Here is a 23,984-nt window from a genome sequence, read left to right as displayed (position 1 = left end):
GCCGCACGGGAAAGGGCTTCGATTGTCGTTGTTCACGCGGACCCGCCAGGTCCCCGCCACCGAAGACGAGGCGAAGGAGGAGCGCCGGAGCGGCTGGAAGCGGCGGGCGGGCGCCGTGGCGGCGTGCCTGGTCCTGTTGTTCGCCCTTCTGGCGCCGAACCGGGCCACCCTGTTCACCCCCGCCGCGTTCCTGCGCGTCCCGGTCGAGGCGCTGATCGGTGTGGCGCTGGTGATCGTGCTGCCGCCGAGGGGGCGGCGGATCGCGGCGGTGGCCGGTGGCGCGGTGCTCGGGCTGCTGACCGTCCTGAAGCTTCTCGACATGGGGTTCCACACGGTCCTCGCCCGGCCGTTCGACCCGGTGCTCGACTGGTACTTCGTGGGGGCCGGGATCGAGTTCCTCACCACGTCGCTCGGGCGGGTTGGGGCGTGGGCCGTGGTGGGCGGGGTGGTGCTGCTCGCTCTGGCCGTGCTCGCGGCGACGGCCTGGGCGGCGCTGCGGCTGACCGGTTCCGTGGTGCGGCGGCGGGGCACGGCGGCCGGGGGCCTCGCGGTGCTCACGGCCGTGTGGGTGGCCTGCGCCCTGCTCGGGGCGGAGATCGTGCCGGGCGTGCCGGTCGCGGGCCTGGCGTACGAGCGTACGCTCCAGGTGGGCGAGAGCCTGCACGACCGGGAGGAGTTCGCGGCGCAGGTCGCGGTGGACGCCTTCCGGAACACCCCGGGCGAGCGGTTGCTGACCGGGCTGCGCGGCAAGGACGTCGTGCTGGTGTTCGTGGAGAGCTACGGGCGCGACGCGGTCGAGGATCCGCGGTTCGCGCCGCAGGTCGGCGCGGTGCTCGACGCCGGCGGCGCGCGGCTGCGCGCGGCCGGGTACACCGCCCGCAGCGCGTTCCTCACCTCGCCCACGGTCGGCGGCGGGAGCTGGCTGGCGCACGCCACCCTGCTGTCCGGGCTGTGGGTGGACAACCAACAGCGCTACGACGCCCTGGTCACGACCGACCGGCTCACCCTCAACGGCGCCTTCCGGCGGGCGAGCTGGCGTACGGTCGGCGTCATGCCGGGCATCACCCGGGCCTGGCCGGAGGGGGCCTTCTTCGGCTACGACCGGGTCTACGCGGCCCGCGACCTGGGTTACCGCGGCCCGGGGTTCAACTGGGGCACCATGCCCGACCAGTACACGCTGTCGGCGTTCCAGCGCGCCGAGCGGGCGGCCGGGGCCGGGCCGGTGATGGCGGAGATCCCGCTGGTGTCGAGCCACGCGCCGTGGGCGCCGATCCCGCGGATGGTCGGCTGGGACGACGTGGGCGACGGGTCCGTCTTCGGCTCCATGCGCGCGGCGGGCCGGTCGCCCGACGACGTGTGGCGCGACCCCGGCAAGGTGCGCACGGAGTACCGGCGGTCCATCGAGTACTCCCTGACCAGCGTGCTCTCCTACGTCGAGCGCTACGGCGGCGAGGACCTCGTGCTGGTGTTCCTCGGCGACCACCAGCCCGCACCCCTGGTCACGGGCGAGGACGTGAACCGGGACGTGCCGATCACGATCGTCGCCCGCGACCCGGCGGTGCTGGAGCGGATCTCGGGGTGGGGGTGGCAGGACGGCCTGAGGCCGGGCCCGAAGGCGCCCGTCTGGCGGATGGACGCGTTCCGCGACCGCTTCCTGACCGCCTTCAGCTCGCCTTCCCCGTGAGCGCCGTCAGCCGGCGAAGGGCGTGAGGAAGTCCTTCGGCTTCAGCGCGCGGGCGACGATGCGCACGTCGCCGATCCAGCCGTAGTAGCCCTGCCCGTACTTCTGCGCGAACTGGGTGCCGCCGATCGCGAACGGCTTGCCCAGCGTGGAGATCCCCCTGGAGGGCTGGGTGGGATTGCGGGCGATCTTGGAGCCGTCCACGTAGACGATCGTGCGCCGGGAGTCGTTCACCACGGCGAGGTGCATCCAGCGTCCGACCGGCAGCGCGTGGCTCCACGAGGTGGGGTCGGCGTCGCGGTCGGTGGGGTAGACGACGTACTGCAGGAACCGCTCGGGGGAGAGGTTGAGGCTGCACGTCGGCTCCTCCGGTGACCAGCCGCTGGTCTTGCCCGCGTCGCCGCTGCGGCCCTCCCAGCTCAGGATGCCCATCCAGGCGTGGTCGCCCTCGAACGGGTCGGGCAGCTTGATGAACGCCTCGATGGTGTAGCCCGACTCGAACTTCATGCTGTTGATCGGCGCGTTCGGGGCCGAGCGCAGCACCGCGCCCCGGTCGGGATTCTTGCCGCCGTCGAAGCGCAGGCTGGCGTGGGCGGGCTGGCCCTCGTGGTGCTCGCCCGACCAGCGCAGGATCTCGGCCGGGCTGGAGTGCAGCAGCTCCATGGTCAGGTCGTTGCCGCCGCCGGTGAGGTCGCGGGCCACCGCGCCGGCGGGCACCGTCGCGCCGTCGGTCCCGGCGCCGGCGAAGCCCTCGGCGTCGAAGCGCCAGTACGCCACCGTGCCGCGCGGCATGACCTCCCGGGCCGGGCGCGGCCGGGGCGGCGTGCGCGGGGCGAACCCGGCGAAGCGCGCGTCGAAGTCGATCTCCAGGCTGAACCGGTCCACCGGGCCGGTCAGCTCCAGGTTCTCCGCCTCCAGCGGCGCCCGCTCGTCGGCGTCGAGGCCGAGCAGCCACGGCGACAGCGTCTCCACGTCGATCACGTTGCGCACCAGGTCGAAGGAGTACAGCCGGACCATGCCGGCGCCGCCGTAGTAGCGGTCCTGGTAGTTCGTGATGTGCACGTGTACGTCGTTGCCGGCGTCGTTCTTCAGCACGGTGCGGCCGGGCGGCCAGTAGTGGCCGTTGAGGGTCAGGAAGATCTGGTCGTTGCGCCGTACGAGGGCGTCCCACAGCCGCTGCCCGAACTGCGACAGCGCCGCGGTGCCGGAGGCGTCGGCCCAGGCCAGGTCGTGCGTGGTGAGGATCGCGGGCAGGGTCTTGTTGGCGTCCAGGACGCCCTGCGCCCAGGAGATCCCCTTGTCCGAGACCCGCCAGTCCAGCGCGAGCACCAGCCACTCGCGGCCCGCCGCCTTCAGCACGTGGTAGCTGTTGTAGCCGTCGGGCGACGCGCCGCGGAAGGTCGGCATCTTGGCGTAGCGGGCGGGCCCGAACTCGCGCAGGTACGCCGAGTCGCCGCGCTGGTCGTCGCCGCGCTGGATGTCGTGGTTCCCGGCCAGCACGCTGTAGGGCAGCCTGCCGTCGATCACCTTGAACGCCTCGCCGGCCAGCTCGATCTCGTGCTCGCTGCCGTGCTCGGTCACGTCGCCGAGGTGGGTCATGAACGCGATGTTGCGCGCCGCCCGCTCCTCGGTCAGGAACCGGAAGGTCTGCCGGAGCGGGTTGGGGTCGGAACTGTCCTCGTCGAAGAGGTACTGCGTGTCGGGCAGCACGCCGATCGTGAAGCGGGGGCTTTCCGGGTCGAACCGGCTCGTCCAGCCACGCGGCCCGGAGGCGGACGCGGCGGCGGGGGCGGCGCCGAGCAGCGTGCCCGAGGCCACGGCCGCGGCGGGCGCGGCCACCGCCGCGGTGAGCAGTGACCGGCGGCCGAGGTGCGGCCGCCGGGAGGATTCGGTCATGGGGTCTCCAATCAGGGTGCCGCGCAGCACCGTGGTGTGCCCGGATGGCACAGAGGTGGCCCCGAATAGAACGATCACACGCCACGAGTGGAAATCTCCCCAATCCGGCGTTCGTCGGCGTCGTTCCCCGGCGACGTGCGCCCGCGTAAAGTAATAGCCATTCACATTGTAAGTGCCTTTTACATCAAGGGGGACGACATGCCGTCCAACGCTGTCCTGATCACCGGATGCTCGACAGGGATCGGCCGCGCCACGGCCCTCGCCCTGGTCCGGGCCGGCCATCCCACATGGGCGACGGCGCGCAGGGTGGAGACGCTGGCGGAGCTGGAGGACGCCGGCTGCCGGGTTCTGCGGCTGGACGTCACCGACGAGCAGTCCAGGATCGGCGCGGTCAAGGCCGTCGAGGCCGTGCACGGCGCGGTCGGCGTCCTGGTCAACAACGCCGGCCACGGCGGCGGCGCGCCCGTGGAGGAGGTGCCGCTCGACAGGGTCCGAGAGGTGTTCGAGACGAACGTGTTCGGCCTCATCCGCATGTGCCAGCTCGTCCTGCCCGGCATGCGCGCGCAGCGCCACGGCACGATCGTGAACCTGGGCTCCGCCGCCGGGCTGGTGACCCCGCCCATGGGTGTGCCGTACACGATGACCAAGTACGCCCTGGAGTCGCTGAGCGACGCGCTCCGGCTGGAGGTCGCGCCGTTCGGCATCAGGACGGTGCTGATCGAGCCCGGCGCGGTGCGCACCCGGTTCATGGCCAACAGCGAGCTGGACACCGGCGGACACGGCCCGTACGCGGTGCTGAAGAAGAACATCGCCGCGATGGTCGAGCGCGCGCACCGGGAAGGCGCCAGGTCCGTCCTGACCGCGGAGGACGTCGCCAAGGTGATCGTCGCGGCGATCCGGGCGCGGCGGCCGAAGGCCCGCTACAGGATCGGCGCCCAGGCGCGGCTGGCGCCGGTGGTCCGGCGGCTGGCGGGCGACCGCGGCTGGGACGCGGCGATGCGGCGGGTGGTGCCCTTCCGCATTGACCGGCCCGCGTCCTGACCTGTCCCCGAGCCCCCGACCATGGCGGGGCGGCGCCGAAATCTTCCTCACAATCGCGGAATCCGGATTGTGCAAGCGAGTCGCCAGTGGCGTTCAAGCGGGGGTCGCGATCATCGTCCGCATGCCGCCGAACTGGTATGCCACCGTCATGGGGACGGGCATCGTCGCCATCGCCCTGCCCGACCGCCTCGCCGTCCTGCGTCCCGTCGCGATCGGGATCTGGCTGGTGGCCTCGGTGATGCTGGCGGGGCTGGCGGTCACGTGGCGGAACCGGCCGTTCGACCCGGCGAGCGCGCCCTTCCTCGGCGCGCCGCCGATGGCCCTGCTGACGGTCGGCAGCGGCTTCCTGTTCTACGGGCGGGACCTGATCGGCGTGCCCGCGGCCGTCGCGGTGGACGCGGTGCTGTGGAGCGCGGGCACGCTGCTCGGCCTGGCCACGCTGGCCGGGGTGCCGTACCTGATGCTGACGCGCCACCGGCCGGGGCTGGAGGACGTCAGCGGCGCGTGGCTGATGCCGGTGGTTCCGCCGATGGTCGCCTCCACGGCCGGGGCGCACCTGGTGCCGTACGCCGGGTCGCTGCGGCAGCCGCTGATCGTGGTCTGCTACGGGCTGTTCGGGGTGAGCCTGCTCATGGTGGTGCCGATCCTGGTCCTGCTGGTGCGCCGCATCCGGGAGCACGGTCCCGGCCCCGCCCCCGTGGTGCCGACGCTGGTCATCGTGCTCGGGCCGATCGGCCAGTCGGCCACGGCGGTCAACCAGCTCGGCACCTCCGTGCCCGAGCTGGCCGGTTTCGGCATCTGGTACGGCCTGCCCGTGTGGACCTTGGGGATGATCTGGCTGGCCGTGGCGGCGTACTTCCTGGCCCGCACCGCCCGCCGCGGCGGGCTGCCGTTCGCGATGACCTGGTGGGCCTTCACGTTCCCGATCGGCACCTGCGTCACCGGCGCCGGGGCGCTGGCCGCCGCGCTCGGCTCGGCCGGGATGCGCTGGGCCGAGCTGGCGCTGTACGCGCTGCTCGTCGCCGCCTGGGCCACGGTCGCCGCCCGCACTCTGCCCCTGGTCCTGCCGCAGCTCCGCGAGGCCGGGACCCGGCCGGATGGGGCGTCCGGCCGGGCCGGCCGCCGCGTGCTGGCGGCGGTGGGGAAGTGGGGTCAGACGGTGGCGCGGGCGACCGCGATGACCGTCGATCCCCGCGGGCCCGCCTCGTAGAACATGTACTCCACCCCGCGGTCGGTGCCGAACGCGGGGGCGGCGGACCTGCCCCGGTCGGGCGCGCCGGACAGGGGGATGTGGAAGACGCCGAGGTGCACCTCGCGGTCGAAGGCGTCGCCGACCTCGGTGAGGTACATCTTGCCGGAGTTGCCGTGGTAGACGAGGTAGGTCGTGTCGTTGCGGCGCAGCAGGTGGGGCGAGCTGAGGTCGGTGATCCCGTCGCCGGCGGGGGAGACGAGCGGGTCGGGGTGGAACCGCCAGGACAGGGCGTCGGCCGACCAGCCCCAGAAGATCTTCCGCTTGCCGCCGTGGTTGCCCATGTACACCATCACGTAGCGGGCGCCCAGCGCGGGGATGGCGTGGTCGAACACCCGGGCGTAGGACGCCTCGGAGATGCCCGGCACCATCGTGGTGTCGAGCACCGTGCCGTGGTAGGTGAAGTGGACCCCGTCGGCCGAGATCGCCAGCCGCGTGGTGGTGTTCTCGCCGTGGAAGTACATGAACCACCTCCTGCTCGCGGCGTGCCAGAGCACGTGCGGAGAGGAGACGTGGCTGACCGAGTAGTGCGGCGACCAGGTACGGCCGATGATCGGGTTGCCCGGGTACTCGGTGAACGGCCCGGCGAGGGAGTCGCCGTAGGCCAGGCAGATCCCGCCCGGCGCGTCGTGCGGCGCGTAGTACAGGTAGTACCGGCCGAGGGCGCCCGTCATGCGGTCGTACGTGCCGCGCACGCACGGGAAGATCAGCTCTCCGGTCGGGTTGTACCTCAGCGAGGCGGTGTCGAGCGGCTGCCCCAGGTAGGCGTACGCCGGGAACCCGGCGGGCCCGGTGGCCGCGGCGGCGGGTGAGGCCGCCGCGATCGTGGCGGGGATGCCGGCCGAAGCGGCGATGCCGGTCGCGATGCCGGTCGCGAGGGCGGTGCGGAGGAGGGTACGGCGGTCGAGGACCGGTTCGGACATGCTCTGCCCTTCCGTGTTTCACATGGGCTCGTGATGACACAGAATCGTTCAGAGCAATCGCTTGGTCAACATGCTAATACGAATTACCAGCCACTTTCGCGCACCGGGTACACGTGCCGGGCGGTGAAACCGAGCAGCGCCGCGGCGGGCTCCAGGTCGATCGGCACCGTGCGCCCGGGGAAGCGCCGCCGCCGAGGCACGTCCGGATGGAACTCCTCCAGCAGGCGCTCGGTGGGCAGGGGCGAGAGGGTCTCCGGCGCGGCGGCGTACACCGTGTGCGCGCCGGGGCGGGCGACGTCCAGCGCCATCACCAGGGCGCGGGCGGCGTCGCGGGTGTCGATGTAGCTCCACATGTCGCGCGCCCCCGCCTCGGGGCGCCGGGCGTACTGCTCGGCCATCGCGGGCAGTTTGTGCTCCGCGTCGCCGACGTACGGCAGGCGCAGCGCGACCACCGTCATCGCGTGGCGGGCCGCCATCATCGCCGAGGTGGCCTCGTCCACCTGCTTGGACAGCGCGTACGGGTCGGTGATCCGCAGCGGCGTGGCGGTGTCCACCGGCAGGTACGGCGGCGAGACCGGCCGCACCGCGAACGGCAGCCCGCCGACCGCGTAGCTGCCGGCGACGGCGGCGTGCCGCACCCCGCGGCGCCCGGCCTCCTCCAGCACCACGAACGTCGCCCGGGTGTTGGTGGTGAACACCTCCTCCGGCGTTCCCAGGCGCGGCGAGGGCAGCGCGGCCAGGTGCACCACGGCGTCCACACCCTCCATGGCCGCGGCGACCACCGCGGGATCGCGGGCGTCGCCGATGACGACCCTCGCGGCGGGCAGCTCGCCGGGCGGGTCGAGGACCAGGGCGGTCACCGGGACGCCCCGCTCGGCGAGCAGCGCCAGCACCGCGCGCCCGACATGGCCGGCCGCGCCGGTCACCAGCACGCGCTCAGGCATTGCGGGGCCGCGCGGTGGTCCGCCGGACGTGCAGCTGCGGCTCGATCTGGATGTGCACCGGGGTCTGCCCGAGGTGCCCGGCGATCAGGTCCAGCAGCAGCCGGGCCGCGACCATGCCCACCTGCTCCTTGTGCGGCGCGACCGCGGTGAGCGGGGGATCGGCGAGCCCGGCCAGCTCGTCGTCGTAGGCGACCAGCGACAGGTCCTCGGGGATCGACAGGCCATGGCCGCGCGCGTGCTGGAGCAGCACCAGGGCGTCCTCGTCGCCGTGGCACAGCAGGGCCGTCACCCCGGCCGCGGACAGCTCGTCCAGCACGCTGGCCGGGCCGCCCGGCTCCCAGGTGGGCCCGGTGCCCAGCCGCTCGCCGGTGATGTTGGGCACGTCGGGGTTCATGCCGTGGCGCGCCACCGCGTCGGCCCAGCCGCGCCGTACGAAGGCCGCGCTCTGCGACTCGCCCCGGCTGACCAAGGCGACGCGGGTGTGCCCGAGGTCGCGCAGGTGGCGCATGGCGCTGGCGACGCCGCGCTCGTGGGCCGAGCGCACCGTGGACAGCCGCCCCAGCTCCTCGCCGGGCGCCGCGCGCTCGATGAGCACGGCGGGGACGGGCACGTCGTCGAGGTAGGCCAGCGCCTCCGGGTCGTCCCCGCCGACCGAGGGGGCCAGCAGCAGCCCGGCGCACCCGCTGGACACCAGCTCGCGGACCAGGGCCGGCTCCTCGGCCTGGTCGTAGTTCGACAGCAACAGCCGTACGTCGCCGCCCGTGCTCCCGGCCACCGAGCGGATGCCGTCGACCACGTGCCGGAAGTAGTAGGCGGCCGGGATCAGCACGCCCAGCGTGCGCTGGGTGCGCTGGGCGGGCGCCGGGCCGGGCTGCGGCGGCGCGGGCTCGGCGGCGGCGGACTGCCGCAGCATCGCTCCGCCGCGGACCTTCTCCAGGACGCCGTCATGGATCAGCGCCTCCAGATCGCGGCGGATCGTCACGTGCGATACGCCCAGCTCGCCGACAAGCTGGGAGACGCGCACGGCTCCCTCACGTTGCGCGGACTCCAGGATCCGCGACCTTCGCTCCGCGGCAAGCACTCTGTGCCACCCCTATCGGCGAGCCTCGCTCGCTCATCGGAAACTATTGACCACTAATGAAAAGTATTCGTAACATAAATGCGCCAAAATGTAAAGTTGTAAGGGGTCTCCGTGCCTGTTCCCGCCGTACAGCTCTACTCCGTCCGCACCGAGATGATCGCGCGGCCGGGGCCCACCCTGCAGGCCGTCTCCGAAATGGGTTATCGCGCCGTCGAGCCCACCGCGGGCCTCGTGGGCGAGGACCCCCACGCGTTCCGCGGCCTGCTGGACGCCGCCGGGCTCGCCGTGTGCTCGCTGCACGGCCCCCTGCTCGACGAGCGCGCCGATGCCGTGCTGGACGCCGCGCGGGTGCTCGGCGCCGGCACCGTCGTCATCCCGGCGATCCGGGCCGACGGGTTCGCCGGCGCCGAGGCCGTGGCCGCGAGCGCGCGCCTGGTCAACGAGGCCGCGCGCCGGGCGGCCGGCGCCGGGCTGCGGCTCGCCTACCACAACCACCACTGGGAGTTCGCGGCGCAGGAGGACGGGCGGCCGGCGTACGAGGTGTTCGCCGGCCTGCTGGACCCGGAGGTGCTGCTGGAACTGGACGTCTACTGGGCCGCCGTGGGCGGGGCCGACGTGCCCGGCCTGCTCGCGCGGCTGGGGGACCGGGTGTCGCACCTGCACGTCAAGGACGGGCCCGCCACGGTGGAGGCGCCGATGACCGCGGTCGGCTCCGGCACGCTGCCGATCCCGGACATCCTGGCCGCCGCCCCCGCGGGCGCGTGGCGGATCGTGGAGCTGGACCGGTGCGAGGGCGACATGCTCGCCGCGCTGGCCGCCTCGCGGCGCTACCTCGCCGGGCTCGCCGCGTGAGCGGCCCGGGGACCGGCGGAGGCCCGGTCGGAGTGGCCGTGGTGGGCTGCGGCGTCATCAGCGCGCAGTATCTGCGCAACCTGGCCGGCTTCCCGGCCGTGCGGGTGCTGGCGTGCGGCGACCTCGACCCCGCCCGCGCCCGGGCGGCGGCGGCCGAGCACGGCGTCCCGTACGCCGGGGGCCCGCACGACGCCATCACCCGCCCGGGGGTCGAGCTGGTGGTGAACCTGACCGTCCCGGCCGCGCACGCCGAGGTCGCCGAGGCCGCCATCGCGGCCGGGCGGCACGTCTACAACGAAAAGCCGCTCACCCCCGACCCCGCCTCGGCGCGCCGCCTGCTGGCCGCCGCCGAGCGGGCGGGCGTGCGCGTGGGCGCGGCGCCCGACACCTTCTTGGGGGCGGGCCTGCAGGCGACGCTGCGGCTGCTGGCGGAGGGCGGCGCGGGCCGCCCGCTCTCGGCGGTGGCCCTGATGCAGGGGCCGGGGCCGCAGCGCTGGCACCACGACCCGGAGTTCTTCTTCCGTCCGGGCGGCGGCCCGCTGTTCGACATGGGGCCGTACTACCTGACGGCGCTGGTCGCGGCGCTGGGCCCGGTCGCGCGGGTGGCGGCGCTGTCGGGCCGGGCCTTCGACCGGCGGGTCATCGGCGCCGGGCCGCGCGCGGGGACGGACTTCCCGGTGGAGGTCGCCACGCACGTGACCGCGCTGCTCGAATTCGCCTCCGGGGCGGTCGCCACCACGGTGTTCAGCTTCGACTCCCCGCTCGGCCGCCAGGACTTCCTGGAGTTCACCGGGACCGAGGCGACCGTCGCCGGGCCGAACCCGAACGGCTTCGGCGGGCCGCTGCGGCTGCGGCGGGCGGGCGAGACCGAGTGGCGCGAGCTGCCGGTGCCCGCGAACGGCACCGGGCGCGGGGCCGGCGTGGCGGAGATGGCCCTGGCCATCAGGGAGGGACGCCCGCACCGGGCCGGCGGCGAGCTCGGGCTGCACGTCCTGGACGTCATGGCCGCCATCGCCGAGTCGGCCGAGCGGGGCGCGTTCGTCCCGGTCGCCTCCACGTGCCCGCGCCCGGAGCCGCTGCCGGAGGGCTGGGACCCGCGCATTTCACAACATCGAAACCTAGCTATCTGAATGTTTCACTCTTCTTGCTATCTGGTTTCGTCTGTATGAATATGAGCCAGATGGAAGGAGCGTGAGTACATGTCCAGCCCTCCGCACGCCCGATCGTTCCGGCGTCTGTCCCTGGTCGCGGTCCTCGCCGCTGCGGCGGTGTCGCTGCCCGCGAACCCGGCGCGGGCCGCCGGGACGGTCGAGCAGGTCGCCGTCAGCCAGGCCGGTTACAGCGCCGGGTCGTACAAGGTCGGCTACGTCGTCGCCACCGACAAGCTCTCACCGTGGACCTGCCGGGTCGTCCGCGACGGCGCCGTGGTCCTGCCCGGCTGCGTGCTGACCGACCACGGCGTGGTGTGGGGCAGACGGGTCTACAGCGTGGACCTCAGCGCCCTCGCCCAGCCGGGCGAGGGCCACACGCTGGAGGTGAACGGGGTCTCCTCGCCGCCGTTCGCGGTGGCCCCCTCGGTGTGGGACCGCTACAAGGACGAGATGACCGCGTTCTACCGCGTCCAGCGGGCCTCGGTGGCCACCGCCGAGGCGTACCCGGCCGGGTACAGCAGCGTGACGCCCTCGGCAAAGGTGTTCCACGGCGCCGGGTACCTCGACGACGCGGCCTCCGCGGACGGCTCGGCGCACCACGACCTCACCGGCGGCTGGTACGACGCCGGCGACTACGGCAAGTACGGCGGCAACCAGTGGGTGGGCGGCGAGATCGCGCTGGCGTACCTGCGCAACGAGAGCGCCCCCGCCGTGCGCTTCGACAACGACGCCAACGGCGTGCCCGACCTGCTGGACGAGGCCAGGTTCGGCGCCGAGTACCTGGTCAAGATGGCCGCCGTGGGCGACGGCGCGATGTACGACGTGCGCGGCAACGGCACCTTCGCCCCGCCGGAGACCCAGACCGACAACGTGCCCGGCACGGCCGACGACCGCAGGATCGGCGGCCTCGGCGTCGGCGGCTCGGCCAAGGCGGCCGGCACGCTCGCCGCCACCGCCCGCGCCATCCGCAGCGCCCTGGAGACCGGCGCCATCGCCGCGGACAAGGCCGCCGGCTTCGCCGCCTTCGCCGAGACCTGCGAGCGGACCGCGATCACCTTCCACGACTACGCCGCCGCGCACCCGGACGACCCGATCGGCTCCTACTCCACCCGCGGCGGGCTGCCCAACTCCATGCTGTACGCCGAGGTGGAGCTGTTCCTGCTCACCGGCGAGCCGGAGTACGGCCGGGCCGCCACCCAGAAGATCGGCGCGCTGACGTTCGAGGACCTGTACGCCACCAACTACTGGGACCTGCGGCCGCTGTCGCTGGCCGAGTTCCACCCGGTCGCCGACACCGCCACCAAGGCCAGGATCAAGGACCTGCTGACCAGGCAGGCGGAGTACTTCCTGTCCATGACCGACGACACCCCGTACGGGGTGTTCAACCAGTTCAAGAACTTCGGCGTGAACGAGCCGCACGCCTCCTACCTCGGCGACATGATGCGCTACTACGAGCTGTTCGGCGACCAGCGGGTGCTGCGGGCGGTGCTCAAGGGGGCGTACTGGGTGTTCGGCGCCAACCCGTGGAACACGAGCTGGGTCTCCGGCGTCGGCGCCCGGCACGTGCGGTTCCTGCACACCCGCCTGGACGCCGAGTCCTACGACCAGGCCAACACCGGCGTGGTGGTGCCGGGCGCCATGGTCAGCGGGCCGAACATCCGCGACCCCCAGGACGTCCGCGGCGCGGGCCCGTGGTACGCCGACCGGCCGTTGTGGCAGGACAGCTCGCAGCAGTGGCGCTACAACGAGTACAGCATCAGCATCCAGGCCGGGCTGCTGTACACGATCATGGGCCTGATCCGGTTCAACGACGCCCCGACCACCGGCACCCGGATGCCGATCAGGCTGCCGGTCACCTCGCCGCTGATCGGCGACCGGGTGACCGGCGAGGTCACCGTCTTCGCCCAGCCCGCCGGCACGCTGACCGGGGTGGACCTCGGCGCGGAGCACGCGCCGATGGCCGCGGGCGACGGCGTCTACACCGGCACCGTCAGCGTCGAGGGCGCCCAGCCGTACGCGAACCAGCGCATCGACGTGCGCGGCGTGCAGACCAACGGCGCGCACACGCACTCCTCCACCCACGTCACCGTCGCGCCCCCGCCGCCGACGCCGCAGACGCCCCTGGTCTACGACGACTTCGGCGGCGGCGGGATCTGGGGCTCGCAGAACACCTCCTGGGTGAACTGGTGGAACAACCACGCCGGCGTCGGCGTCTACAGCCGCCAGACCATCGACGGGCGCACCGCCGGGCGGTTCTTCCACAACCCCGCCTCGGCCTCGTCGCAGGCGAAGTTCCAGCCCTGGCACCACAGCGTGGACGCCTCCGGCTACCGCTACCTCACCTTCGTCATGAAGAGCCCGACGCCGGGGACGCGGATCTGGGTGGCGCTCCACGACGGCGTACGGGCGTACCGGGTCTCCGGCGCGGCGTCGCTGGCGGTGCCGGACACCTGGACGACGTACGACTTCGACCTCGCGGCCTTCCCGGAGCTGGACAGGCGGGCGGTGAAGATGGAGATCTGGCTGCAGCAGACGGCCGACGTGGACGGCGAGGTGCACATCGACGACATCTCCTTCACCAGCAAGGGGGAGGGGAGCGCGCCCGCCTTGGACGCCGTGGGCGTCAGCCCCGCCACCGGCACGCCCACGACCGCCTTCACCTTCACCGCCACCTACACCGACCCAGACGACCGGCCGCCGTTCTCGGTGGACCTGGTGCTCGACGGCGTGGTGCGCACGATGCCCGAGGCCGCGCCGTCCGACACCACCTACTCCGACGGCAAGGTCTACCGGCTGAAGCTGTGGCTGCCCAAGGGGGCGCACTCCTACTACGTCCGCACCACCGACACCACCTCGCCGCTGGTGAGAACGTCCGTCCGGACGGGCCCCACGGTGAACTGAGGCGACGGGGGCGCGCCCGCCGGGGCGCGCCCCCTCAGGCGATCTTGGACAGGTCGTCGCCGCGGACCGCGTGCAGGGGGGCGCGGCCCTCGGCGAAGCGGGCCAGCTCGTCCAGCGCCGCGTCCACCAGCCGGTACGTCTCGCTGCCCAGCGCCCCGGCGATGTGCGGGGTGAGCACCACGTTGGGCAGCGTGTACAGCGGCGAGCCCGCGGGCAGCGGCTCGGGATCGGTGACGTCGAGGATCGCGTCGAGCCGTCCGGCGGCGCACTCGTCGGTGAGCGCGGCGGTGTCCACCAGGCCGCCCCTGGCGGTGTTGATCACGGTGGCGCCGTCGCGGAGCATGGCCAGCCTGCGGCGGTCCAGCAGGTGCCGGGTCTCGGGAAGCTGCGGCGCGTGCAGGGTCACGATGTCGCTGCGCCGCAGCAGGGTCTCCAGGTCCACCAGGGACGCGCCGACGGCGGCGGCGCCCGCGGCCGAGGCGTGCGGGTCGGCGGCGAGCACGGTGACGTCGAAGGAGCGCAGCAGCGCCGCGACCCTGCGCCCCACGTTGGACAGCCCGACGATCCCGACCGTACGCCGGTAGTTGGACGGATCGGGCACCGCGTCGCGCCACGGCTCCCACACCCCGGGGCTGCCGCGGTAGGCGGCGGCGAAGCGGTGCGCCCGCTTGCCGGCCATCAGCACCGCGGCCAGCGTGTACTCCGAGACGGGGATGGCGTTGGCCCGCGCCGCCGAGGTCACCACGATGCCGCGCTCCCAGCACGCACCGGTGACGTGGTCCTTGACGGTGCCGGCCGCGTGGAAGACCGCGCGCAGCCGGGGCGCGCCGGCCAGCACCTCGGCGGTCAGCGGGGGGCACCCCCACCCGGTGACGAGCACGTCGGCCGTGGCCAGGCGCTCGCGCGCGGCCGGCGAGTCCAGCTCGGTCACGAACACCGGCTCGCGTACGACGGCCAGCCGGACGAGGCGCTCGCGCCGCTCGTCGTCGAACGACATCCGGTACGTCTCCCGCGCCATGACGACGAGTGCTTCGGGCCGCTGGATCACTGCGATGGGCTCCTGCCGGTAGGAGAACTGCGCACTAGCGACCCAAAGTATACAAGTTGGAAACTTGTGTTTCACAGGTCTTGTCTTTTGTGCGATTCGCGTTCACTATGGCCAGGACGTAACAGGGTGGGCATCCCGGCGTCACACCGATGACATCCCCCGGCTTGGGGCAGCGGCGCGCGTTCCCGCCCCATGGAGGTACAGATGAGATCCCATTTCCGCAGCCTGAGCGCCTGCGCGCTCGTGGCCGTGCTCACGGTCGCCGGCGCCGGATGCGGCCAGGACGCCGAGACCGCGCAGGGCGGCGTGACCACGATCACCGTGATGGGGATGCCGGCCGCGACCAACGCCAAGGGGCGCAAGCTGTTCCAGGACCAGGTCGCGGCCTTCGAGAAGGCCAACCCCGGTATCAAGGTGGTCGGCTCGGACATGCCCTGGGACGTCAAGACCTTCGCGCCGATGCTCGCCGGAGGCAGCGCGCCCACGGTGCTGCGGGTGCCGCTCACCGAGCCGGCCGGGCTGATCGAGCGGCGTCAGGTCGCCGACATCACCAAGGAGGCCACCGCGCTCGCCGAGTACCGCTCGCTCAACCCGGACATCATGTCCTACGTGACCAGGAACGGCGTGACGTACGGCCTGCCCGAGAAGGCGTACGCGCTCGGGCTGGCCTACAACCGGGCCCTGTTCGCCAAGGCCGGGCTGGACCCGGACAAGCCCCCGGCGACCTGGGACGACGTGCGCGCCTACGCCAAGCAGATCAAGGACAAGACCGGCGCCGTCGGCTTCGGCGAGATCACCACCAACAACAGCGGCGGCTGGCACCTGACGGCCTACACCTACAGCGAGGGCGGCTCGATGATCGAGCAGGCCGGCGGCAGGTGGACCGCGGCCTTCAACGGCGACGCCGCCCGCAGGGTGCTGGACCGCTGGCGCGCGATGCGCTGGGAGGACGACTCGATGGGCGGCAACGTGCTGGGCAAGCAGGAGGACATGATCGCCCAGTTCGCCGCCGGCAAGATCGGCATGTGGGTCACCTCGCCGTCCGACATCTACCCCACCTACGTCACCAACGGCGGCAAGCCCGAGGACTTCGGCGCCGGGCCCATGCCGCAGGGCGCCGGCTCCGCCACCCTCGTCGGCGGCACCATCCACATGGTCAACGCCAAGGCCACCCCCGAGCAGCGCGCCGCGGCCGTCAAGTGGATCCAGTACCGCTACCTGCGCCCCAACTTCGACACCGAGGCCGCGGTCGCCACGGCCAAGGCCGCCGCCGCCGACGGCACCCCGGTCGGGGTACCGGTACTGCCGATCTTCGACCAGGCCACCGCGGACAAGATCTACAAGGCGATCGCCCCGCACGCCAACGTGCCCCAGGACCACTTCGCGGCCTACGTCGCCTCGCTGGGCTCGCTCACCTTCACCCCCGAGCCCCAGGTCGCCAGCCAGGAGATCTACGCGGCCCTCGACCCCGTCGCCCAGGCGGTGCTCACCCGGCGGGACGCCGACCCGGCCGCGCTCCTCGCCGACGCCGAGACCCGGGTCAACGCCATCCTGGGCAAGCAGCAGTGACGCCCGTGGTCGCCACCGCACCCTCCCCGGCCGGCGCCGCCCCCGAGGCGGCGCCGGGCCGGCGTGCCGGGGCCCGGCCCGGACGCTCCGACCGCGGCCGGCGCGCCCTGGCCGGGCTGGTGTTCCTGCTGCCCGCGCTGGCCTGCTTCGGCTACTTCGCCTGGTGGCCCATCGGCCGCAGCGTGGTCCTCGCCCTCCAGCAGACCAACCTGGTGGACCCGGCGCGCTGGGTGGGCCTGCGCAACTTCGAGGTCCTGTTCGCCGACCCGCTGCTGCCGACCGCGGTGCTCAACACGTTGTGGTACACCGTGCTGTCGCTGCTGATCGGGCTGCCCGCGCCGCTGGTCCTGGCCGTGCTCATCTCCGAGCTGCGCCGCTTCGGCGCGCCGGCGCGGGTGCTGGTCTACCTGCCGGTCATCGTGCCGCCGGTGGTGTCGGTGCTGCTGTGGAAGATCTTCTACGACCCCGACTCCGGCCTGATCAACGCGGTGCTCGGGCTGGTGGGCCTGGGCCCGTACCCGTGGCTGCAGTCGCCGGCCTGGGCGATGCCGAGCCTGGTCGTCGAGGCCACCTGGGCGGGCGCGGGCGGGGCCGTGCTGATCTACCTGGCCGCGCTGGTCGCGGTCCCGCGCGAGCTGTACGAGGCCGCCGAGACCGACGGCGCCTCGATCGCCCGGCGCGTGTGGCACGTGATGCTGCCCCAGCTCCGCGGCGTGATCCTGGTGCTGCTCCTGCTGCAGATCATCGGCTGCCTTCAGGTGTTCACCGAGCCGTACGTCATGACCGACGGCGGCCCGGAGAACGCCACCGTGACCGTGCTGCTGATGATCTACCGCTACGCGTTCCTGTTCGGCGACTACGGCACCGCCACCGCGCTGAGCGTCCTGCTCGCCGTGGCGCTCGCGGTCGTCTCGGCGCTGTACCTGCGGCTGACGAGAGGATGGAGCTCCCGATGACGCCCGCACCCGGCCGCGGCCTGCTCTCCGAGGCCGACTGGCGCAAGCCGCTCACCGGCACCGGGTGGCGCGCCGCCCACGTCCTGCTGTTCGCGATCCTGCTGCTCGCCGGGCTCGGCCCCCTGCTGTGGACCCTCAAGGCCGCGGTCTCCTCCACCGCCGACCTCTTGGCCGACCCGCTGGCGCTGTGGCCCGCCTCGCCCCGCTGGGGCAACCTCGCCGACGCCTGGACCAGCCTGGAGATCAGGCACTACCTGCTCAACACCGTCGTGCTGGTGGCCGGCTCGTGGCTGGTCCAGGCCGTCGTGGCGACCACCGCGGGCTACGCCCTGTCGGTGGTGCGCCCGTGGTACGGCAGGTACGTCTACGGCGCGTTCCTGATCACCCTGTTCGTGCCCGGCACGGTCACGCTGGTCGCGCTCTACCTGACCGTGCTCGACCTGCCCGGCCTGAACGTGTCCATCGCCAACACCCCGCTCGCGGTGTGGCTGCCGGCCGGGGCCCACGCCTTCAACATCCTGCTCGCCAAGCAGTTCTTCGACGCGATCCCGCGCGAGCTGTTCGAGGCCGCCCGGGTGGACGGGGCCGGCTCCTGGACGGTCTTCCGCCGGATCGTGCTGCCCATGTCCACCCCGATCCTGGCCGTCATCTCGCTGTTCGCGGTGATGAACGCGTGGAAGGACTTCCTGTGGCCCCTGATCGCGATCACCGATCCGCAGGCCCAGCCGATCGCCGTGGCGCTGCCCCGCCTGGCCCAGGCGGCCGAGCCGGCCCTGCTGGTGGCGGGGCTGCTCATCGCGACGGTCCCGCCGCTGCTGATCTTCCTGATCTTCCAGAGGTACGTGGTGCGGGGCATCGCCTTCACGGGACTGAAGGGATGAGCCCCGGCGACGGCGTGATGCCGGAGACCCAGGCGCCCTGGCCGGCCCGCGACAAGCTGCGCATCACCGCCGTGCGCCCGATCGTCACCGCCCCGGAGGGCGTGCCGCTCGTGGTCGTCCGGGTGGACACCTCCGAGCCGGGGCTCTACGGGCTGGGCTGCGCCACCTTCACCCAGCGGTTCGAGGCGGTGCGCGCCGCCGTGGAGCACCACCTCGCGCCGATGCTGATCGGGCGGCACCCGGCCGACATCGGCGACATCTTCCGCATGCTGCACTTCTCGTCGTACTGGCGCGACGGGCCGGTCGGGAACAACGCCATCTCCGGTGTGGACCTGGCCCTGTGGGACATCGCGGGCAAGCGGGCCGGCATGCCGGTGTACGACCTGCTCGGCGGCCGGGTGCGCGCCGCCGTCCCCGTCTACCTGCACGCCACCGGGGCCACGGTCGCCGGCACGCTGGAGCACGCCCGCATGATCATGGACTCCGGGGTGCGGCACGTGCGGCTCCAGACCGCCCAGCCGGGCCTTGGCACGTACGGGGCGCCGCGCACCGGGGGCGGCTACCCGGACGCGCCGTACCCCGACGGCTGGGACGTGCAGCACTACCTGCGCACCACCCCGGAGCTGTTCCGGCGGGCCCGCGAGGAGCTGGGGGAGGAGGTGGAACTGCTGCACGACGTCCACTCCCGGCTGACGCCCAAGCAGGCCGTGGTGCTGGCCCGCGCCCTGGAGCCGTACCGGCTGTTCTTCCTGGAGGACGTGGTCGCGCCGGAGCACTACGACCGGCTGCCGGAGGTACGCGCGGCCTCGCCGGTGCCGATCGCGGCCGGCGAGCTGCTGACCTCGGTGCCCGAGGCCGCCCGGCTGGTCATGAACGGCGGTGTCGATCTGCTGCGGCTGCACCTGTCGGCCATCGGCGGGCTCACCCCGGCCGTCAAGATCACGGCGCTGTGCGAGCTGACCGGCGTCCGCACCGCCTGGCACGCCCCCGCCGACGTCTCCCCGGTGGGTTTGGCGGCCAACCTCGCCCTGGACCTGGCCAGTCCCGCCTTCGGCATCCAGGAGGGGCACGAGTATCCCGACGCCGTGCACGAGGTCTTCCCCGGCACGCCCGTCATCCGCGAGGGCCACCTGCACCCGTCGGGCGAGCCCGGGTGGGGGGTGGACCTCGACGAGGCCGCGGCGGCGAAGCACCCGCCGTCCACCCACGCCCATGAGCGGTGGGCCGCCCGCGTGCGCCGCCCCGACGGCGGGCTGGAACCGCCCTGAGGGCGGGGCCTTGGATCAAGGGCTGGGATCAGGGCCTGGGGTCAGGGGAGGATGACGACCTTGCCCGTGGCGTGGCCCGCGCGCAGGTACTCCAGGGCCTCGGGCAGCCGGTCGAGCGGGTAGGCGCGGTCGATGACCGGGGTGACCTCGCCCGCCTCGATCAGCCCGGTCAGGAACCGCAGGTCCTCGGCCCGTCCGGCGGACATCAGGCCGCGCAGGGTCTGCCGGGTGAACCGCGACAGCAGCATCGCCCGCACCTGCCGGTCGGAGCCCTGCAGCCATCGGCCCTTGCGCACCCCGCCCACGATGACCAGGGTGCCCGTGGGCGTGAGGGCGCGGCGCAGCAGCGACAGCGGGCGGTTGCCCGCGGTGTCGAGGATCAGGTCGTATCGGTGCGGCCGGTCGGTCACGTCCTCGCGGGTGTGGTCGATGACGTCCTGCGCGCCGAGCGAGCGGACCAGGTCGGCCTTCGTGCCGCGGCACACGCCCGTGACGTGCGCGCCGAAGGAGCGGGCCAGTTGCACCGCGAACCCGCCCACGCCCCCGCCCGCCCCGGTGACCAGCGCCTTCTGCCCGGCCCGCACGCCCCCGGCGTCGCGCAGCCCGTGCAGGGCGGCGCACGCGCTGGTGGGCACCGCCGCCGCCTGCTCGAAGGTGAGGTTCGCCGGCTTGGGCGCGAACGCGTCCTCGCCGCCGCGGGCGTACTCGGCGAAGGAGCCGTCGCAGGCCCCGAACACCTCGTCGCCCGGCCGGAACCGGGTCACGCCCGCGCCGACCGCATCGACGATCCCCGCGAGGTCGCGGCCGAGGACAGGGGTCTTCGGCCGGAACAGGCCGTAGCCGGCCAGCCGGACCGGGTAGGGCAGCCCGGTCAGGAGATGCCACACCCCCTGGTCGAGGCCGGCCGCCCGGACCCGGACGAGCACCTCGCCCGGCCCGGGGACCGGCCTGGCCACCCGCTCCGTACGCACCTCGCCGGGGCCGCAGTACCGCTCGCGGACCGCGGCCCTCATGGTCGCCGTCGCGGCCGTCGTCATCGTCGTCGTCATCGCCATCGTGGTCTCCGCCTCTCGCCGATGTCAAAAAAACCAGACATAGGCAAGGTAAAGCGAAGCGGACATGATGTCAATGATTTTTTACTTCGCCGGCCCGGCTCAGCTCGCCGCGTCCAGGCGGGCCCGCTGGTCCTCCTCCAGCTTCAGATCGGCGGCGGCGATCATCTCCTCAAGCTGCTCCAGCGTGCTCACCCCGACGATCGGCACGATGGCCGGGTCGCCGCCGATCAGCCAGGCCAGGACCACCTGGTTCGGCGTGGCCCCCAGCTCCCCGGCCACCTCGCGCAGCACGGCCATCCGCCGCGTCGTCCCGGGGTGGTCGAAGATCTCCTGGATCGGCCGGTCGGGCCGGGTGTAGGCGCCGAACATCAGCGTGTTGTACGCCCACAGCGTCAGGTCCGGCTCGGAGCGCACGTAGTCCAGCGCCTCGTCCGAGACCAGGGTGTGCCCGGCCTCCGGCAGCCGCACCCACGGGCGCGGGCGCAGGTAGGTGTGCCGGAGCTGGAGGTGCGTGTACGGCGCCCAGCCGTTGGCCCGCGACAGCGCGCGGGCCCGCTCCAGCCGCCAGGTGGGGATGTTGCTGGCCCCGATCTCCCGCACCACGCCCTCGCGGACCAGTTCGCCGAACGCCCCCAGCGTCTCCTCCAGGGGGACCGACCGGTCCTCGATGTGCGCCCAGTAGACGTCGATGCGGTCGGTGCGCAGCCGGCGCAGGCTGCCCTGCGCCGCCTCGCGGATGACGCGGGCGGACAGCCCCTCGGCCGAGTCCAGCGTCCGGTCCCCTGGCACGGTCGGCCGCGCGCCGCACTTGGTGCCGAGCACCATCGCGTCGCGGTTGCCGCGCGAGGCGAGCCACGCGCCGAGGGTGGCCTCGCTCTCGTCGCCGGTGCGGCCCTCGTTCCAGAAGGGGTAGTTGTTCGCGGTGTCCAGCATCGTTCCGCCCGCCTCGGCGAACCTGTCCAGGATCGCGAACGAGGTGCGCTCGTCCACGGTGGTGCCGAACGGAATCGTGCCCAATGCGATCGGAAGTCGTGTCATGGCACAAACCATGGGAGATGGAGCGAACTCCAGGTCAAGTGAGGTTGCATTGGAGAGTTCAACTATCTAATATCTAGAGAGTAGAACTATCCAATGGGGGGTGCGGCGTGATCACATTGCTGACCGGCGGTCGCGTGGAGCAGGTGGACGGACTCGTGGTTCCGGCGGGGGAGCCGGTGCTCGGCTGGGAGCGCAAGCCGCACGGCTGGTGCCGGGGCGAGGCGTGCATACCCGCGTTCCGCGCCGCCGAGGCCGAGACGCCCGAGGGCGTGGACCTGGTGCGGTTCGCCGGTCTCCTGAGCCGGCCCGTGGTGCTGGACCGGGAGGAGGGCGTGCTGGCGATCGGCGAGCCGGCCGAGCTGGCCGTGGACCACGCTCCCGGCTTCGCCCTGGACCTGCCCCAGGGCGGCAGGTTCGAACTGTCCGCGCTGCGCGGCTCGAAGGTCGCGCTGGTGTTCTGGGCGTCGTGGTGCGGCTGCCGCTACGACATCCCCGCCTGGGACGCGCTGCACCGGGAGCTGTCCGCCGCCGGCGGGTTCACGCTGGTCAGTGTGTCGCTGGACCGCGACCCGGCCGACGCGGCGCCGTGGATCGCGGACGTGGCGCACCCCGCGCTCATCGACGCCGAGGGCGTGGTCGCCGAGCTGTACAACATCGTCAACGTGCCGACCGTGGTCTGGGTGGACGAGGAGGGCCGGATCGCCCGCCCGCAGGACACCATGACCGCCACCGACACCTTCCGGTCGATGAACAACCTGTCCGCCGAGGCCGCCACCGCGGCGCTGCGCCGCTGGGTGCTGGCGGACGAGCCGGGCCTGACCGCCGAGGAGGCGCGGGCGCACCTGCGCCTGCCCACCGAGGAGGAGCGCACCGCCCGGCTGCACGCCCGCGTGGCCGCGTGGCTGTTCCGCCGAGGACGCACCGCCGCCGCGCGGCGCCACCTGGACGCCGCCGCGGCGCTGGCCCCGCACGACGTGTCGATCAGGCGGGGCCTGATGCCGCTCGACGGCGTGGACCCGTTCGGCGAGGCGTACTTCGAGCTGCGCGCCGAGCTGGAGGCCGCCGGGGTGCCGATCTACCGTCCGCTCCCGGACTGGCAGGCGCCCTCGGCGTCCTCCTGACCCGCGGGGCGCTCACTCGCCGGCGAACAGGGCGTTGACCTGCCGGTTCGCCGCGGTGAGCGCGGAGGTGGCGTCCTTCTGGCCGAGCCAGACCTCCTCCATGGCGGTGCCCACGATCTGGTTGATCTCGTCGCCGTGGTCGCTCACCGGCAGCAGGAAGGTGCCCTCGGGGTCCTTGGCCTGGTCCACGAAGAGCCGCACGTCGCGCCCGGCCGCCTCGTGTGCGGCCAGGGCGCGCTCGGTGGCGGAGGTGATGGCCGGGAAGACCACGGCGCTGTCGGCGACGATGTTCTGACACTCGGCCGAGCCGAGGAACTTCACCCACTTCCAGGCGGCGTCCTTGTGCTCGGTGCCGGAGTAGATCACATCGGCCAGGCCGTTGAAGGCGGACTTGCGGCCCTGCGGCCCCTTGGGCAGCGGCGCGAAGGCGAACTTCTGCTCGGTCGAGTCCAGGTACGTCTTGATCATCCACGACCCGGTGATGCCGAGCGCGGCCTTGCCGGAGTTCAGCACCGCGTCGGGGCCGAGCGAGCTGTTCTTGTCGTACGGGGTGGCGTACCCCTTGTCGGACAGGCTCTTGAACCAGGTCACGGTCTCGGCCAGCCGCGGGTCGTCGTAGAAGTACCTGGTGCCGAACGGGTTCTTGTCGATGAAGGTGAAGCCGTTGGAGACCGCCAGGTCGCCCCAGCCGTTCTGGCCCTGCGAGCCGTCGTTCAGCTCGGGCACGATGCCGCGCACGGCCACGTTGTCCTTGTCGAAGCCGGGCTCGTCGCCGCGCCTGCCCTCGGTGTCCACGGTCAGCCTGGCCAGGGCCTTTTCGAAGCTGCCGCCGTCGCGCGGGTTCCAGGTCAGGTCGCTGAGGTCCACACCGGCCTTCTTGACCAGGTCCACGTTGTAGACGATGGCGATGGTGTCCCAGTCCTTGGGCAGGCCGTAGCGCTTGCCGTCCTTGACCCACAACTCGGCCAGGCCCGGCCAGTACTGCGACAGGTCCACCTTCTCGGCCTGGACCATGGGCTGGATGTCCAGGAGCTGGCCGTTCTTGACGAACTGCGGGTAGTACGACGCCTGCATCGTGATCACGTCGGGGGCGTCGCCGGAGACCATCCGCGTGGTGAGGTTCTGCCAGTACTCGTCCCAGGCGTGCTGGTCGATCTTGATGCGGATGCCCGGGTTGGCCTTCTGGAAGGCGTCGGCGCACTGCTGGTACGCCCCCTGCTGCGCGTCGTCCCAGAGCGAGTAGGTCAGCGTGACCGAGCCGTCGCCGGCGCCGCCGCCCCCGCAGGAGGCCGTAAGAAGCACGGCAGTCGCCGCCATGAACGCCTTTTT

At 72.9% G+C, this 23,984-nt stretch carries 19 protein-coding genes; 11 read left to right on the top strand and 8 right to left on the bottom strand.

Annotated elements, in window-relative coordinates; all coding sequences use genetic code 11:
- Positions 1 to 22 precede the first annotated feature (22 nt).
- Positions 23 to 1,684: an alkaline phosphatase family protein gene (locus tag HNP84_RS42625; RefSeq protein WP_185055783.1), complete on the top strand. Its 1,662-nt coding sequence runs from the start codon at positions 23 to 25 to the stop codon at positions 1,682 to 1,684.
- A gap of 6 nt (positions 1,685 to 1,690) precedes the next feature.
- Here HNP84_RS42625 and HNP84_RS42620 read toward each other — a convergent pair whose 3' ends face one another.
- Positions 1,691 to 3,577, bottom strand: coding sequence for a LamG-like jellyroll fold domain-containing protein (locus HNP84_RS42620; protein ID WP_185055782.1), 1,887 nt, complete (start codon positions 3,575 to 3,577; stop codon positions 1,691 to 1,693).
- Positions 3,578 to 3,775: 198 nt separating this feature from the next.
- On the opposite strand from HNP84_RS42620, the gene HNP84_RS42615 reads away from it, so the two are divergent.
- Entirely contained in the window at positions 3,776 to 4,618 is an 843-nt protein-coding gene (locus HNP84_RS42615; RefSeq protein ID WP_185055781.1) for an SDR family NAD(P)-dependent oxidoreductase, read from the top strand.
- 121 nt (positions 4,619 to 4,739) lie between these two features.
- Positions 4,740 to 5,828, top strand: a complete 1,089-nt coding sequence (locus HNP84_RS42610; RefSeq protein ID WP_185055780.1) for an SLAC1 family transporter — start codon at positions 4,740 to 4,742, stop codon at positions 5,826 to 5,828.
- Here HNP84_RS42610 and HNP84_RS54265 read toward each other — a convergent pair.
- The 3 genes from HNP84_RS54265 to HNP84_RS56520 form a co-directional block, all read right to left on the bottom strand.
- Complete coding sequence (locus tag HNP84_RS54265; RefSeq protein ID WP_185055779.1) at positions 5,771 to 6,790, bottom strand: glycoside hydrolase family protein; 1,020 nt, start codon at positions 6,788 to 6,790, stop codon at positions 5,771 to 5,773. The genes HNP84_RS42610 and HNP84_RS54265 overlap by 58 nt on opposite strands.
- Positions 6,791 to 6,873: 83 nt before the next feature.
- Positions 6,874 to 7,734 (bottom strand): NAD-dependent epimerase/dehydratase family protein, encoded by an 861-nt coding sequence (locus tag HNP84_RS42600; protein ID WP_185055778.1) that lies wholly within the window; start codon positions 7,732 to 7,734, stop codon positions 6,874 to 6,876.
- Positions 7,727 to 8,815, bottom strand: a complete 1,089-nt coding sequence (locus HNP84_RS56520; RefSeq protein WP_185055777.1) for a substrate-binding domain-containing protein — start codon at positions 8,813 to 8,815, stop codon at positions 7,727 to 7,729. Before HNP84_RS56520 ends, HNP84_RS42600 begins: the two co-directional genes overlap by 8 nt.
- A 111-nt stretch (positions 8,816 to 8,926) precedes the next feature.
- Between HNP84_RS56520 and HNP84_RS42590 the strand changes: the two genes are divergently transcribed.
- The 3 genes from HNP84_RS42590 (at position 8,927) to HNP84_RS42580 (ending at position 13,719) form a co-directional block, all read left to right on the top strand.
- A complete protein-coding gene (locus HNP84_RS42590) occupies positions 8,927 to 9,667 on the top strand; it encodes a sugar phosphate isomerase/epimerase family protein (RefSeq protein ID WP_312926944.1) in 741 nt (246 codons plus the stop codon).
- Complete coding sequence (locus HNP84_RS42585) at positions 9,664 to 10,797, top strand: Gfo/Idh/MocA family protein (RefSeq protein WP_185055776.1); 1,134 nt, start codon at positions 9,664 to 9,666, stop codon at positions 10,795 to 10,797. Before HNP84_RS42590 ends, HNP84_RS42585 begins: the two co-directional genes overlap by 4 nt.
- 69 nt (positions 10,798 to 10,866) lie before the next feature.
- Positions 10,867 to 13,719 carry a glycoside hydrolase family 9 protein gene (locus tag HNP84_RS42580; protein WP_185055775.1) on the top strand — a complete coding sequence of 951 codons (2,853 nt, stop codon included), beginning with the start codon at positions 10,867 to 10,869 and terminating at the stop codon, positions 13,717 to 13,719.
- Between the two features lie 34 nt (positions 13,720 to 13,753).
- Here HNP84_RS42580 and HNP84_RS42575 read toward each other — a convergent pair whose 3' ends face one another.
- Positions 13,754 to 14,767 carry a hydroxyacid dehydrogenase gene (locus tag HNP84_RS42575; RefSeq protein WP_221337449.1) on the bottom strand — a complete coding sequence of 338 codons (1,014 nt, stop codon included), beginning with the start codon at positions 14,765 to 14,767 and terminating at the stop codon, positions 13,754 to 13,756.
- A gap of 204 nt (positions 14,768 to 14,971) precedes the next feature.
- Here HNP84_RS42575 and HNP84_RS42570 point away from each other — a divergent pair, with 204 nt between their 5' ends.
- From HNP84_RS42570 to HNP84_RS42555, 4 genes are read left to right on the top strand one after another with little or no spacing between them, the layout of a single operon-like run.
- Positions 14,972 to 16,336: an ABC transporter substrate-binding protein gene (locus tag HNP84_RS42570; protein ID WP_185055774.1), complete on the top strand. Its 1,365-nt coding sequence runs from the start codon at positions 14,972 to 14,974 to the stop codon at positions 16,334 to 16,336.
- The gene (locus tag HNP84_RS42565; RefSeq protein WP_312926942.1) at positions 16,333 to 17,292 is read left to right on the top strand and encodes a carbohydrate ABC transporter permease; all 960 of its coding nucleotides are present in this window, start codon (positions 16,333 to 16,335) and stop codon (positions 17,290 to 17,292) included. The genes HNP84_RS42570 and HNP84_RS42565 overlap by 4 nt, the downstream gene beginning before the upstream one ends.
- A complete protein-coding gene (locus tag HNP84_RS42560; RefSeq protein WP_221337448.1) occupies positions 17,289 to 18,173 on the top strand; it encodes a carbohydrate ABC transporter permease in 885 nt (294 codons plus the stop codon). Before HNP84_RS42565 ends, HNP84_RS42560 begins: the two co-directional genes overlap by 4 nt.
- The gene (locus tag HNP84_RS42555; RefSeq protein ID WP_221337447.1) at positions 18,170 to 19,441 is read left to right on the top strand and encodes an enolase C-terminal domain-like protein; all 1,272 of its coding nucleotides are present in this window, start codon (positions 18,170 to 18,172) and stop codon (positions 19,439 to 19,441) included. The genes HNP84_RS42560 and HNP84_RS42555 overlap by 4 nt, the downstream gene beginning before the upstream one ends.
- Positions 19,442 to 19,482: 41 nt before the next feature.
- On the opposite strand, the gene HNP84_RS42550 is transcribed toward HNP84_RS42555, so the two are convergent.
- Together HNP84_RS42550 and HNP84_RS42545 are read right to left on the bottom strand one after the other, a co-directional pair.
- Entirely contained in the window at positions 19,483 to 20,496 is a 1,014-nt protein-coding gene (locus HNP84_RS42550; RefSeq protein WP_246519354.1) for an NAD(P)-dependent alcohol dehydrogenase, read from the bottom strand.
- A 99-nt stretch (positions 20,497 to 20,595) separates the two neighbouring features.
- Positions 20,596 to 21,534: an aldo/keto reductase gene (locus tag HNP84_RS42545; protein WP_185055772.1), complete on the bottom strand. Its 939-nt coding sequence runs from the start codon at positions 21,532 to 21,534 to the stop codon at positions 20,596 to 20,598.
- Between the two features lie 107 nt (positions 21,535 to 21,641).
- On the opposite strand from HNP84_RS42545, the gene HNP84_RS42540 reads away from it, so the two are divergent.
- Positions 21,642 to 22,655, top strand: a complete 1,014-nt coding sequence (locus HNP84_RS42540; protein ID WP_185055771.1) for a TlpA disulfide reductase family protein — start codon at positions 21,642 to 21,644, stop codon at positions 22,653 to 22,655.
- 12 nt (positions 22,656 to 22,667) lie between these two features.
- Here HNP84_RS42540 and HNP84_RS42535 read toward each other — a convergent pair whose 3' ends face one another.
- A complete protein-coding gene (locus HNP84_RS42535; RefSeq protein WP_221337445.1) occupies positions 22,668 to 23,972 on the bottom strand; it encodes an ABC transporter substrate-binding protein in 1,305 nt (434 codons plus the stop codon).
- Positions 23,973 to 23,984 lie beyond the last annotated feature (12 nt).

This window comes from Thermocatellispora tengchongensis (assembly GCF_014202315.1).
Classification (GTDB): domain Bacteria; phylum Actinomycetota; class Actinomycetes; order Streptosporangiales; family Streptosporangiaceae; genus Thermocatellispora; species Thermocatellispora tengchongensis.
The sequence above is the reverse complement of the archived record's forward strand: the minus strand, read 5'-3'. Positions and strand labels throughout refer to the sequence as shown.

Coding starts and splice junctions, on each gene's coding strand:
- HNP84_RS42545 (WP_185055772.1), bottom strand. CDS start 21,534: ATGACACGACTTCCGATCGCATTGGGCACGATTCCGTTCGGCACCACC.
- HNP84_RS42600 (WP_185055778.1), bottom strand. CDS start 7,734: ATGCCTGAGCGCGTGCTGGTGACCGGCGCGGCCGGCCATGTCGGGCGC.
- HNP84_RS42620 (WP_185055782.1), bottom strand. CDS start 3,577: ATGACCGAATCCTCCCGGCGGCCGCACCTCGGCCGCCGGTCACTGCTC.
- HNP84_RS42615 (WP_185055781.1), top strand. CDS start 3,776: ATGCCGTCCAACGCTGTCCTGATCACCGGATGCTCGACAGGGATCGGC.
- HNP84_RS54265 (WP_185055779.1), bottom strand. CDS start 6,790: ATGTCCGAACCGGTCCTCGACCGCCGTACCCTCCTCCGCACCGCCCTC.
- HNP84_RS42555 (WP_221337447.1), top strand. CDS start 18,170: ATGAGCCCCGGCGACGGCGTGATGCCGGAGACCCAGGCGCCCTGGCCG.
- HNP84_RS42570 (WP_185055774.1), top strand. CDS start 14,972: ATGAGATCCCATTTCCGCAGCCTGAGCGCCTGCGCGCTCGTGGCCGTG.
- HNP84_RS42560 (WP_221337448.1), top strand. CDS start 17,289: ATGACGCCCGCACCCGGCCGCGGCCTGCTCTCCGAGGCCGACTGGCGC.
- HNP84_RS42535 (WP_221337445.1), bottom strand. CDS start 23,972: ATGGCGGCGACTGCCGTGCTTCTTACGGCCTCCTGCGGGGGCGGCGGC.
- HNP84_RS42610 (WP_185055780.1), top strand. CDS start 4,740: ATGCCGCCGAACTGGTATGCCACCGTCATGGGGACGGGCATCGTCGCC.
- HNP84_RS42580 (WP_185055775.1), top strand. CDS start 10,867: ATGTCCAGCCCTCCGCACGCCCGATCGTTCCGGCGTCTGTCCCTGGTC.
- HNP84_RS42550 (WP_246519354.1), bottom strand. CDS start 20,496: ATGGCGATGACGACGACGATGACGACGGCCGCGACGGCGACCATGAGG.